This window comes from Lentiprolixibacter aurantiacus, assembly GCF_026241225.1.
Taxonomy (GTDB): domain Bacteria; phylum Bacteroidota; class Bacteroidia; order Flavobacteriales; family Flavobacteriaceae; genus Lentiprolixibacter; species Lentiprolixibacter aurantiacus.
The window spans coordinates 441,571-453,966 of record NZ_JAPFQP010000001.1 but is presented as its reverse complement, the minus strand read 5'-3'; the positions used below and the strand labels follow the sequence as shown (position 1 = coordinate 453,966).

The 12,396-nt window shown below is 45.6% G+C and carries 12 protein-coding genes; 5 read left to right on the top strand and 7 right to left on the bottom strand.

The window, feature by feature from the left end; translation table 11 throughout:
- Positions 1 to 3: 3 nt before the first annotated feature.
- Positions 4 to 870 carry a DUF58 domain-containing protein gene (locus OO016_RS02015; protein WP_266010380.1) on the bottom strand — a complete coding sequence of 289 codons (867 nt, stop codon included), beginning with the start codon at positions 868 to 870 and terminating at the stop codon, positions 4 to 6.
- A gap of 98 nt (positions 871 to 968) precedes the next feature.
- Entirely contained in the window at positions 969 to 1,970 is a 1,002-nt protein-coding gene (locus OO016_RS02010; RefSeq protein ID WP_266010379.1) for an AAA family ATPase, read from the bottom strand.
- A gap of 160 nt (positions 1,971 to 2,130) precedes the next feature.
- Between OO016_RS02010 and OO016_RS02005 the strand changes: the two genes are divergently transcribed.
- From OO016_RS02005 to OO016_RS01995, 3 genes are read left to right on the top strand one after another with little or no spacing between them, the layout of a single operon-like run.
- On the top strand, positions 2,131 to 3,006 hold the full coding sequence (locus tag OO016_RS02005) for an aldo/keto reductase (protein ID WP_266010377.1): 876 nt from the start codon (positions 2,131 to 2,133) through the stop codon (positions 3,004 to 3,006).
- Between the two features lie 18 nt (positions 3,007 to 3,024).
- Entirely contained in the window at positions 3,025 to 3,783 is a 759-nt protein-coding gene (locus tag OO016_RS02000) for an SDR family NAD(P)-dependent oxidoreductase (RefSeq protein WP_266010376.1), read from the top strand.
- Positions 3,780 to 4,916 carry an ATP-binding protein gene (locus tag OO016_RS01995; protein ID WP_266010375.1) on the top strand — a complete coding sequence of 379 codons (1,137 nt, stop codon included), beginning with the start codon at positions 3,780 to 3,782 and terminating at the stop codon, positions 4,914 to 4,916. The genes OO016_RS02000 and OO016_RS01995 overlap by 4 nt, the downstream gene beginning before the upstream one ends.
- On the opposite strand, the gene OO016_RS01990 is transcribed toward OO016_RS01995, so the two are convergent.
- Positions 4,913 to 6,856, bottom strand: coding sequence for an amylosucrase (locus OO016_RS01990; protein WP_266010374.1), 1,944 nt, complete (start codon positions 6,854 to 6,856; stop codon positions 4,913 to 4,915). The two genes, OO016_RS01995 and OO016_RS01990, sit on opposite strands and share 4 nt — an antisense overlap.
- 1 nt (position 6,857) lies before the next feature.
- Positions 6,858 to 7,802 carry a carbohydrate kinase family protein gene (locus OO016_RS01985; RefSeq protein WP_266010373.1) on the bottom strand — a complete coding sequence of 315 codons (945 nt, stop codon included), beginning with the start codon at positions 7,800 to 7,802 and terminating at the stop codon, positions 6,858 to 6,860.
- A gap of 180 nt (positions 7,803 to 7,982) precedes the next feature.
- Here OO016_RS01985 and OO016_RS01980 point away from each other — a divergent pair, with 180 nt between their 5' ends.
- Positions 7,983 to 8,708 (top strand): metallophosphoesterase, encoded by a 726-nt coding sequence (locus OO016_RS01980; RefSeq protein ID WP_266010372.1) that lies wholly within the window; start codon positions 7,983 to 7,985, stop codon positions 8,706 to 8,708.
- Here OO016_RS01980 and OO016_RS01975 read toward each other — a convergent pair.
- Entirely contained in the window at positions 8,705 to 9,214 is a 510-nt protein-coding gene (locus OO016_RS01975) for a helix-hairpin-helix domain-containing protein (protein ID WP_266010371.1), read from the bottom strand. The genes OO016_RS01980 and OO016_RS01975 overlap by 4 nt on opposite strands.
- A gap of 200 nt (positions 9,215 to 9,414) precedes the next feature.
- On the opposite strand from OO016_RS01975, the gene OO016_RS01970 reads away from it, so the two are divergent.
- A complete protein-coding gene (locus tag OO016_RS01970) occupies positions 9,415 to 10,281 on the top strand; it encodes an alpha/beta hydrolase (RefSeq protein ID WP_266010370.1) in 867 nt (288 codons plus the stop codon).
- Between the two features lie 92 nt (positions 10,282 to 10,373).
- Here the strand turns inward: OO016_RS01970 and amaB are convergent, their stop codons facing one another.
- Positions 10,374 to 11,927: an L-piperidine-6-carboxylate dehydrogenase gene (gene amaB / locus OO016_RS01965; RefSeq protein ID WP_266010369.1), complete on the bottom strand. Its 1,554-nt coding sequence runs from the start codon at positions 11,925 to 11,927 to the stop codon at positions 10,374 to 10,376.
- Between the two features lie 94 nt (positions 11,928 to 12,021).
- Positions 12,022 to 12,390: a DUF1304 domain-containing protein gene (locus OO016_RS01960; RefSeq protein WP_266010368.1), complete on the bottom strand. Its 369-nt coding sequence runs from the start codon at positions 12,388 to 12,390 to the stop codon at positions 12,022 to 12,024.
- Positions 12,391 to 12,396 lie beyond the last annotated feature (6 nt).

The following is a 12,396-nucleotide window of genomic DNA, read 5'->3' as shown; positions in this document are numbered from 1 at the left end:
TACTTATGCCCTTCTTTTAAAATAACCCAACAGCTTTTTTACATAACTTTCATCTACACGGCAGCTTAACGTGCCACAACCTGATTTGGTGAAGGCATCATTAAAATAATCTACCCGCTCCCGGTGGTATGCTTCATATGCCTTGCGCACTTTCCTGGATTGTGTGTTCACAAGGCCAACAGCCCCCGTTTCCGCATCTTCCATCTGGACCAGTCCCAGGTTAGGGATATGTTCCTCGTTGTAATCATACACCCGTATACCTGTCACGTCATGTTTGTTTCCGGTAACTTTCAGGGTGCGCTCGTAATTGTCACAAATGAAATCGGACAAAACAAAGGCAATAGCCCTCTTCTTGATCACACTGGTAAAATATTTCAGTGCCTCCCCTATATTCGTTTTCCGACTTTTGGGCTTGAATTCGATCAGTTCCCGGATAATCCTGAGCACATGGCTCTTACCCTTTTTTGGGGGGATAAATAGCTCCACTTCATCAGAAAACAGGATAAGACCAACCTTGTCGTTATTCTGCAGTGCTGAAAAGGCAAGGGTAGCGCTGATTTCCGTGATGATACCTTTTTTAAATTGATTTACCGTTCCAAATAGCTCCGAACCACTGATGTCTACCAGGAGCATCATGGTAAGCTCCCTTTCTTCCTCAAACACCTTTACAAACGGCTCGTTATAACGCGCGGTAACGTTCCAGTCGATCGCGCGCACATCATCTCCAAACTGATACTGCCGAACTTCGCTGAAAGTCATACCACGGCCCTTGAAGGTAGAATGGTATTCCCCTCCAAAAATGTGATCGGATAAGCGCCTCGTCTTAATCTCGATCTTCCGTACTTTCTTTAAAAGCTCTTTAGTATCCATGACGCTCTAACGGATGTTCGACTTAGGTATCTGGTTCAGGATTGCAGTCCGCAACCAGGGAAAATTCACAGCCCCTGGTTTAAGGGCTGCATAGCCGTCTAGGGCACTTCAACTTCGTTGACGATACGATTAATGATCTCCTCTGAAGTGATATTTTCTGCCTCAGCCTCGTAAGTGATCCCAATACGGTGACGCAGTACATCGTGAACCACAGCCCGCACGTCCTCAGGAATCACATATCCCCTTCGTTTGATGAAGGCGTAGCATTTTGCTGCATTGGCCAGATTGATACTACCCCTTGGAGAAGCTCCAAAACTGATGAGCGGTTTCAGGTTTTTCAACTCGTATTTTTCAGGATAGCGGGTTGCAAAGACAAGGTCAAGGATATATTTTTCAATTTTTTCATCCATGTAGACCTCACGGACCGCCGCTTGGGCATTCAGAATCTGTTTCAGGGTTATTACCGGTTTAATTGCTTCATGCCCTCCGGACAGGTTTTGGCGCATAATCAGTTGTTCCTCGGTCATTTTTGGGTAGTCAATGACGGTTTTGAGCATAAAACGGTCTACCTGTGCTTCCGGCAATGGATAGGTTCCTTCCTGCTCAACCGGGTTTTGTGTGGCCATTACCAGAAAGGGCTTGTCCAGGGGAAAGGTTTCGTCACCTATGGTTACCTGTCGCTCCTGCATGGCTTCCAGAAGGGCCGACTGCACCTTGGCGGGGGCGCGGTTGATCTCATCTGCCAGAACGAAGTTGGCAAAAATAGGCCCTTTTTTGATTGAAAAGTCGTTTTCCTTGATGTTGTAGATCAGAGTTCCTATTACATCGGCGGGTAAAAGGTCAGGCGTAAACTGGATTCGGCTAAAGCTTCCCTTAACGGCTCTGGCCAGCGTATTGATAGCTAAAGTTTTAGCGAGACCCGGAACTCCTTCCAGCAAGATATGTCCCTGTCCCAACAGGCCAATGAGCAATCGCTCAACCATATGTCTTTGTCCGATAATGGCTTTATCCATCTCCAGCATCAGCAGATCAATAAAGGCGCTCTCCTGTGCTATTTTTTCATTCACTGCGCTTATATCCAATGCGGTATTTTGTTCCATGTAAAAGTCTTAGTAAAGGTTTATCAAAAGGCTGCTTTTTTCGTAACTCGCAAATTGAAAATTTATTTACGTTTTGGCTGTTAATGATTGGTTAAAAATCCCCGTAACTGCTTAGTTTTATGAAGTATTTAAGGGATATATTTTTTATTTTAACCCACATATGAAAAACAAGAACCAATTTTCACGGATTATTTCCGGCACCATGACCTGGGGGCCATGGGGTAAACAACTATCCACCAGGGAAATGGCAAGCCTGATACAGCAGTGCTTCGAGATGGGGATTACCACTTTTGACCATGCCGATATTTATGGCGGCTATACCATGGAGGCAGCTTTCGGGAAAGCCTTTGCGGAGAGCAGTATTGAAAGGGAGCAGCTGCAGTTCATCACTAAATGCGGGATCCAATACGTTTGCGAGGCACGGGAGAACAAGGTTAAACACTATAATTACGGGAAGGATTATATTATCTGGTCAGCAGAAAGGTCGCTCAGGGAATTGCAAACGGAATACCTGGACCTGTTTTTATTGCACCGCCCAAGTCCGCTTATGCATCCGGAAGAGGTTGCAGCAGCCCTCGGGGAATTGATGCAATCCGGTAAAGTGAGGTCCTTCGGTGTTTCCAATTTTACCCCTTCTCAAATTGCCCTTATTGAAAAGGAAATCCCGGTAAGCGGCAACCAGGTAGAATTCTCACTTACCGCCCACTCGGTTATGTTTGACGGTACTTTGGATGATATGCTTTTAAACGATCGCATGCTGATGTCCTGGAGTCCGCTTGGCAGTTATTTCCGGGAAAAGAACGAACAGCGAAAACGCATTAAAAAAGCACTTAAACCATTGAGAAAGAAGTACAATGCCTCCCCAAGCCAACTTTTGCTGGCCTGGATATTAAAGCACCCTGCCAGGGCATATCCCGTTGTTGGAACCACCAATCCGGAAAGACTTAATGAATCTATGGAGGCGGTGGAGCTTGAGATGGAACTGGAAGACTGGTTTGCCCTGCTGACAGCCTCCCAGGGGCATAAAGTACCTTAATCATAAAACTCCGAATTAATGAATAAGAAAACCGTTTTGATAACCGGGGCAACCAGTGGAATAGGCCTTTCAACCGCTAAAGCATTTGCTGAGAAAGGCTACAGGCTCGTGCTCTGCGGCCGGCGGCAGGACCGACTGGATAAGCTAAATAGTAAGCTGGGAAAACAGACCAAAGTGCTTACCCTGAATTTTGATGTGCGGGATAAACAAAAGGTGTTTGATGCGATCTCTGCTCTGCCCGAGGCCTTTAGCACCATAGATATTCTGATTAACAACGCAGGTAACGCCCATGGCCTGGATCCCATTGATAAAGGTAGCGTGGAAGACTGGGAAGCCATGCTGGATATAAACGTCAAGGGCCTGCTGTATGTTTCTAAGGCAGTGCTCCCTCAAATGGTTGCAAGGAAATCCGGGCATATCATAAACATCGGATCTACCGCAGGAAAAGAAGTGTATCCGAAGGGAAATGTTTACTGTGCCAGTAAGCATGCCGTGGATGCCATTAACCAGGGGATGCGCCTGGACCTTAATGAATTTGGTATAAGGGTCGGAGCCGTTAATCCCGGACTTGTAGAAACAGAGTTTAGCGAGGTGCGCTTTAAAGGGGATAAGGAAAGGGCAGACTCTGTTTATCGCGGGTACCAGGCACTTAGGCCGGAAGACATTGCAGATATCATCCTATTTGTGGTTACACGCCCTTATCATGTGAATATAGCTGACCTGGTTGTAATGCCTACAGCCCAGGCCAGCAGTACCATTGTGAAGAAAGAACTATGATTAATAAACGCCTGCTTGTAAAAAACCTTCTCGCCCACAATGACGAGAATAGTTTTTACGACAAAAAGCGTTTTATCAATATAGGGGAGAAGGAGGGCAAGGCCAAGTTCCTGAAGCACGTCTGTGCCCTGGCAAACAGCAACCCGCGAAACAATTCCTACATAGTGGTTGGTGTTGAGGATGAGGACAATAAGATAGTAGGCGTAGATTTCTTTGACGACAGCAAGATACAGAACCTGGTAAATGCCTACCTGGATAACCCCCCGCTTATTTCATATGAGAACATTCAGTTTCCCCAATTGCCCGAGGGGAAGGTTGTAGGCCTGGTGACAATCACCTCCAACGGCAAAGTGTGTGCTTTGCGTCGCAATATCTGGAAGTACTATGGTGGAGCGGTCTTCTTCAGGGAAGGTAGCATCAGTATGCCAAAGGCATTCGATGTGGTCCTTAAGGATATCAATTCTGAAACGGTTGCCACCATAGAACAACACGCCCGAAACAATATTGAACTTACCCTGGATGGGGTAATCGACTTTATCAACAACCGCCATAGCGACCTGATTAGCCATTACAAGGTTTTTAAGGAGCAATTTGTGGTCTGCTGGGCGGGAAATCAAAAGAAAGTCAAGGATGAGGTATATTACTCTAGGGTAGACATTGAATTAATCAATGAACAGGTAAAATTATTTTATTCGGCCCTGGATGAAATATCCATTACGTTTGACTCTAATTCCTTCAGTATAGTGGAGTATGTTCAGCTTGGTCTGGGGAGCAGCCAGAGGTATTACCCCCTGGAAAAAGTGCGGATAGCATTTAAGGATAACGGCACCTATCATATCCACAGCGAGCTTATTTTTACCCCTCCTGAATACGACCGGAAAACCCTGTACCATATTTACAATGCCAACAATGCCCTTATTAGCAAGCTGGAACGGGGAGCCCAACTGAAACCAACAGAAATACAGGACCTGAGACACCTTCCAAGCACCTACCTCATTTGCTTTTTAAACGGTTTCGAAGAGGCCAAGGAACAAATGGATTATGCCAGGGCTTTCTTGAAAAAATACGATAAGACCAGTTATCAATCCCTTAAGGAAGCGATAAGGGTATTGCGAAAGGTTAAGTACAGTTAGTATTGTTGGAACCAGAGCAGTTCATAAGGTTGTATTTCCAATAACCCACTCCTCAATTTTATTTTTTTGCCTTTAATCAGCTCCTGCAAACAGCCATTTTTAGCATACCCGAGGTTTTTCAAAAAAGTGCTGTCAATAACCTGAGGGCTTTCTTCGAAATTGGCCAGGACAACAATCCCCGGTGACTCTTTACTGCGTCTTTCAAAAGCAAAAATGTGTTGATTGCCCAGGTCCAGCAGATCGAGGTTATTGTGATCTGCCAGGCAGGGGAATTCCTTCCTCAGGGCGATAAGATTTTTAAGTTTGGAATAAACCTCGGCTACAACACTATCCTTATTACTCAGCTCTTTGTTTATTTCATCCCATTGGTGCCTGGGTCGGTTTACCCATCTGCTATCCTGTTTTTTCCCTTCTTCCTTCAGGTAACTGTAATCGTTCAAAGCCCCCAGCTCGTCTCCGGCGTAAATCATGGGGATTCCGCCATAGGACAGGATAAGTCCGTGCATCATGATTATTTTTGAAACTGCCATTTTAATTGCTTCCCTGTCATTTTCTTCAAGCGCTTTTTCCAGGCCCAGCAGGGATGCGGCACTCCCGGTAATCCGGCCATCACCGGTTTTGGGGTTATGCATAAAGATCTGGCCTTTGGCTGGTGACCAATCCAGGCGCTGGCAGTAGTAATCCAGAAGGAAACGCCTGTGTGGACCAGGAGTCCACCCCATTTCATAAATAAATCGATCGTCAAAACCGAGGCCAATATCGTCATGACAGCGAACATAGTTGATCCAGGTAGAAGATTCTGGCCGCTCCTGAATGTCCTCCAGGCTTTTTCGCATCATCTCCGTTTCACGTGTTGCAATGCTGTTCCATAGCAAGGCCATAAAGGTGGCGTTGTACGCTACCTCGCATTCGTTGCCACGGTAGATACCCTCCCCAAAATATTTCATGATTTCCCTGGGGGGAACAATGGCTTCTGCCAGCAATATTACTCCCGGGGCAACCACCTGCAGGCATAATCTGAATAAAGAGATCAGCCGGTGGGCTTGCGGCAGGTTCTGGGAAATGGTGCCTAATTTTTTCCAGAGGAATGCCAGGGCATCAAAACGCACCACATCTACACCAAGGTTTGCCAGGTTAACCAGGTTTTCAAGCATGGCCAGAAAGACCTCAGGGTTGGTATAATTCAGGTCCCACTGGTACCGGTTAAAAACAGTCATTACCCATTGGCCCATCTCTTTATCGTATGTAAAATTACCAGGCGAAGTTTCCGGAAAAACTTCAGGAAGGGACAATTCAAATTCGTCTGGCAAGACGCGATCCGGGTAGGTATAATAGTAGCTCTGGTATTTCTTTGATCCTTTTTTGGCCTTTGTCGCCCAGGGGTATTCATCTGAAGTGTGGTTTACCACAAAATCGAGCATGAGGTACATTCCTTTATCCCTCATTTTCTCAGTAAGTGAAGCCAGATCTTTTTTAGTTCCGAATTTTCTATCAATCTGGGTGTAGCCATTAACGGCATAGCCTCCGTCATTCTCCTTTTGCGGTCGGGTGGTAATGGGCATAAGGTGCAGGAAGTTAATTCCCAGATCCTGCAAATAGGGAAGTTTATCTTTAAGTCCCTTTAGATCTTTGCTGAAATGATCCACATAGAGCTGCATCCCTGCCATTTTCTGAGACAGGTACCAGTTTCCTTCTTTCATCTTCTCCAGGTCCCGAAGCTTTAAACCCTCGGGCCTGCCCTCAAATAGGATTGGTAAAATGGCAAGAAGTTTGGCAAAAGACTTCTCATATTCCGATTCCGGATAGAGGGAAAAGAACAGGTCCTGGATCAGGGTGAGATTTGCCGTAAGCCGCTGCTCAAACAAGGCTTTCTTATCTGCCTCCTGAGGGGGATTGAGGCACCCGGCTGATAAGTAACGGTGAAGCTCCGCCTGGTTCATATCAGGTATTTAAAGCGTTTAGGTCGGGAAGGGATTCTATAGCCCCGTAATTTGTAGTAGTAATGGCTCCTGCCTTGTTGGCCGTTGCTACCATTTTTTGCAGGAGGGGAAAGTCCTGTGACAGGGTGGTTGGTTTTTCCAGTTGCGATATCTGAAATAACAAACAACCGATAAAAGCATCTCCGGCGCCGGTTGTATCCACAGGAGTGACGGGGACGCTCGGCACCGTTATTGTATGCCCTGAAGAGCTCAGGAAAGTTCCATCTTTACCCAGGGTAACTGCTATTATCCTTGCTCCCATTTCATGTATGGCTGAACAGGCTTCTTCCAGGTCATCTTTTCCCGATATCAGTTGCGCTTCTTCCAGAGAGAATTTGCATAAATGTGCTTTTTCGATGTAGGGAAGGCATTTCATGACAAATTTCTCGGCCTTGTTCTTCCAGAGGTCTCCCCTGTAGTTGGGGTCGAAACTGATGAAAATGTCCTGGGTCAGGGCATCGAAATAGTAATGACCATAAGCCTTTTCCAGTGGGCCCCCGAGCAAGGCCGTAGCCGCTCCGAAATGTATCATATTTCCTTTGAACTCTTTCTTTACCTCCGGGTCATACTGTAATTCCATGTCCGCTCCCCGACTAAACACAAAATCGCGTTCACCGTCTTCTGCCAGGGATACAAACGCCAGGGTGGTAAAGGTATCCGACCTTTGCACCAGAGAACAATCTACTCCATTATCTATAAGGACATCCAACAGAAACTTGCCAAAAGGATCATGGCCCACACAACCTATGAACGCACTTTGTCCGCCCAGTCTGGAAATGGCGCAGGATACATTTGCAGGGGCTCCCCCGGCCTTTTTTGTGAACTCGACGGCTTTGGAGAGATCATTGCCCTGTTTTTCGGCTACAAAGTCGATCAGGAGTTCTCCAATACAAAAGACTTTCTTCATGGTATGCGCTTATCTTCCCGAAAATAATCAGATTTACCAGCACGGGCAACTTTTATCGTTTTTTGAAAGCCCGGTCAAAGTTTATTTAAGTGTAATTAGAAGAACCACATAATTTTTCCGGATCATTTTTTTAGTTCTTTTTGTTATGGCGATTGTACTGATAATCCCGATTTTTGCTGAATGAGAACATTGGTAATTGGCGATATACATGGAGGACTAAAAGCCCTGGAACAGGTATTGGAACGGGCAGCGGTTACTACTGAGGATCTGTTGATTTTTCTTGGGGATTATGTAGATGGCTGGAGCGAGGCAGTTCAGACCGTAAATTTCCTCATTGAGCTTAAAGTGACCCACAACTGTGTTTTCCTGAAAGGCAATCACGATGAATTGTGTCAGAATTGGTTGCAATCAGGCCGGGCGCACGATTTATGGTTGCGCAGTGGAGGGGAATCCACAGTGGCTTCTTACCAGGATGTGCCTGATCCCATACGGGACGTCCACCTGCAATTCTACAAACAGCTGGATGATTATTACCTGGATGCAGAGAACAGGCTTTACCTGCATGCAGGCTTCACCAACTTAAATGGAGTAGGGCAGGAGTATTTTTCCAAGACCTTTTACTGGGATCGTACATTATGGGAATTAGCGCTTTCCCTGGACCCTAACCTCCCCCGGGAGTCCCCTAAATACCCGCAGCGCCTGAAACGGTATGAGGAAATTTATATTGGCCATACGCCGGTAACCCGAATAGGGAAGTCTACGCCCTATTGTGCTTCCGGTGTTTGGAATATTGATACAGGGGCTGCTTTTAAAGGATCCCTTTCAGTAATTGATACTGATACCAAAGTGTTCTGGCAGAGCGACCCGGTTTACACTTTGTATCCTCAGGAAAGGGGAAGAAACTAAAGTTTGCCGTGCTTGTGCTCTTCCTGCCAGCGGTAGAGTTCCTTCCACTTATTTTCATAACACATCATAGCCTGCATAGGCCAGGATGAAGGATCGTGTACTTTGTATCGATCCCCTCCTGATTCCAGGACTTCCTGGCATTTGGCAACCGAGACATGGGCAAGCGCATCCCATGTTTTGATATCGTAATTATGAAAGAGGCCTTCTATTTTCGGTCCGATCCCCTCGATGACCTTGAGGTCGTCCTGTTTGATGGTTTTGCCAAATACTGCTTTTGCCGTCTTAAAATCGAAGTTATGATCCTGTCCGTCAGCCTTCGCATTTTCAAGGGCTTTCTGGCAGGAATTTAACTCCTCCTCCAGAGAACCCAACTTATTCTTTAATTCGGCAATTTCTGTTTCATCTTTCTTGTCTTTGCCTCCACCTCTAAGGAAATAACCTATCAGGAATCCAATTATGCCAACCCCAAGCAATAATAGCCAGTAGGAGATATTAGAATTGTCCATTTTGTTTGTCTTTATATGGTTAGTACTCCCTTACAAGTTAATCAAAATTCATCGACTAATTGACAACATGTTAGGGGTTTGAACTTATAAAAGATAATGCCTGTGAATATGTAAGGCAGGCAAGGCAATACTTAACATTTACTTAGGGTTATGCAGAAGGGAGAATATCTATTTTAGCCATCGCCAATTAATATTTAACAATGCGAACAACCAATACATTACAATTTCTCAAAGTAATCCTATTTGCATTAGTCGTGACTACTACTATTGGATGTCAGGATGCAAAACCATCAAAAGAAATTCCCTCAAAATTCTATACAGATTCTATTTACAGTGAATCTTTACAGGGATACAGAAAACATAATGTCTACCTCCCAAAGGACTTTGACCGTAACAAAAGCTATCCCATAATTTATGGGACAGACGGGGAGGAATCTTTAAAAGACAGTTTTATAAAACCTGCGCTGGATTCTTTGATAGATTCGAATAGCATAGTACCTGTCATTTATATTGGAAGTCATTCGAATACCAATGAAATCCCCGGATCTACAATTCAAACAGCAGATGGTCAGACCTTTGCTCTGCATTATCGATTTTTTGAGTATGTAGAGACCAATAACCCAGGCGGATCAATGCCAGGAACGGAGAATCTTTTTGCCAACCATATGAGCTATTTTAAGGAAGAACTTATTTCAAAGGTAGAATCTGACTTTAATCAAAAACTGACTCCAGAGGACAGGATCTTTTATGGCTACTCCAATGGGGCCGGATTTGGGGCTAACCTGTTAAATAAGCACCCGGATTTGATAGGAACTTTTATCTGTTATTCTACCCTGGGGTCAAACGTTGCCAGTAACCAATGGAATTCCAACACCAAATACCCTGACCTTTATTTGCAATACGGGGATCAGGAAACCGGAGGATATACTGATGAACCAAAGCTATTAAGAGAAAAATATCAGGAATCCGGATCTAATGTTGAGCTTAAGGTATATGAAGGGGGTCATGAAATCGACAAATGGAATGAGGAATTTGTCAAGACAATTGCTGAAATTCTGAAGCCTTAGTTTAAGGGAATCGATTAATCGCTAAATAAAAGACCGCTGCAATTGTTTAATGCAGCGGTCTTTCTATTTGGATTTAACTCCAGTTGAATATTTTACAGATCGAATTTTATCCCCTGTGCCAGTGGGAGCTCCGTGCTGTAGTTGATGGTATTGGTTTGTCGGCGCATATAGATTTTCCAGGCATCAGAACCCGATTCTCTTCCGCCACCAGTTTCCTTTTCACCTCCAAAGGCACCTCCTATTTCTGCTCCGGACGTACCTATATTTACATTGGCAATACCACAATCACTGCCTGCTGCCGAAAGGAATTGTTCTGCCTCCCTGAGGTTGTTGGTCATAATGGCCGAGGAAAGTCCCTGTACCACATTGTTCTGTGTAGCAATAGCATTGGTGACCTCACCGCTGTATTTCAGCAAATAAAGGATTGGGGCAAAAGTTTCTTCCTGAACAATTTCAAAAGAATTGTCGGCCTCCACTATAGCCGGTTTCACGTAGCAGCCGCTTTCGTAACCTGGACCGTCAAGCACCCCTCCCTGAACCAGTACCTTTCCGCCTTCCTGCTCTGCTTTTTCCAGGGCTTTCTGATAGAGTTCAACAGCATCCTTGTCAATCAGTGGCCCAACGTGGTTGTTCTGGTCCAGAGGATTGCCAATTCTGAGCTGACCATAGGCTGAGACCAGGGCTTCCTTAACCTGCTCATAAATCTTTTCGTGGATGATTAGCCTTCTGGTTGAGGTACATCGTTGTCCGGCTGTACCCACGGCGCCGAAAACAGCCCCGATAACCGTCATCTTTATGTCCGCGTCAGGAGTGACAATAATAGCATTGTTCCCGCCCAGTTCGAGCAGGGATTTACCCAAACGGGCCGCCACGGCCTGTGCTACTATTTTCCCCATTCTGATAGAACCTGTTGCAGAGATCAGGGGAATCCTTTTGTCTTTGGTCATAAACTCCCCAACCCGATAATCTCCATTAATCAGGCAGGAAATACCTTCAGGAAGATAGTTTTCCCTGAGCACTTCTGCAATGATGTTCTGGCATGCAATGCCGCATATCGGGGTCTTCTCAGAAGGTTTCCATACGCATACATCCCCACAAACCCAGGCCAGTGCGGTATTCCATGACCAAACAGCTACCGGGAAATTAAATGCCGAAATGATGCCAACGATCCCCAGGGGATGGTATTGCTCATACATACGGTGCAGGGGTCGCTCGGAATGCATGGTAAGGCCATGGAGCTGGCGCGAAAGACCAACTGCAAAATCGCAGATGTCTATCATTTCCTGCACTTCTCCAAGACCTTCCTGGTAGGATTTCCCCATTTCATAGGAAACCAGTTTACCGAGGGGTTCTTTCAGTTCCCTGAGTTTTTCCCCAAACTGCCTGACGATTTCACCGCGCTGAGGAGCAGGAATCTGTCTCCATGTTTTGAAGGCTTCCCCGGCAGTTGCAATTGCCTTTTCATAATCGGCTTCTGAGGTTCCGATAACTGTGCCTATCAGGGCACCATCAACAGGTGAATAAGAGCTTATCGTTTCCCCGGAGGCAAAATTTTCTGAACCGGTGGAGGTTCCTTCATTGATTTCTTTTACGCCCAGTTTTTCTAGGGCTTCCTGAATTCCAAAATCCAGTGCAATTTCAGACATGGTTTGCTATTTTATCGGTGAGTAAATTACTGCTGCAAAGCTACGAATTATAGAGCTGAACACCTCCTCCAAAGCCCGGGTAATTTAAGGGATTTCAGCTCTGGAAAAGGAGGATAAGCACCAGGGTGATAAGTGCCGGTACTCCCTGTACCAAAAAGATCTTTTTGTCTGCTGAAATACCGCCGTAAATACCGGCAATAGCTACACAGCTTAAAAAGAAGAGCGCAACGGCCTTTTGCCATTCGGGCTCCCCGATCAGGAGGCTCCAAACCAGTCCTGCGGCGAGGAATCCATTGTAAAGCCCCTGGTTGGCTGCCAGGGTTTTAGTGGGTTCAAACAGCTCCGGGGGCAAGCTTTTGAATACCTTCCTGCCCCGGCTGGTCCAGGCAAACATTTCGAGCCAGAGAAAGTAAAGGTGCATCAGGGCAATGACAATAATTAAAATGGTGGCAATCACATCCATTTTACA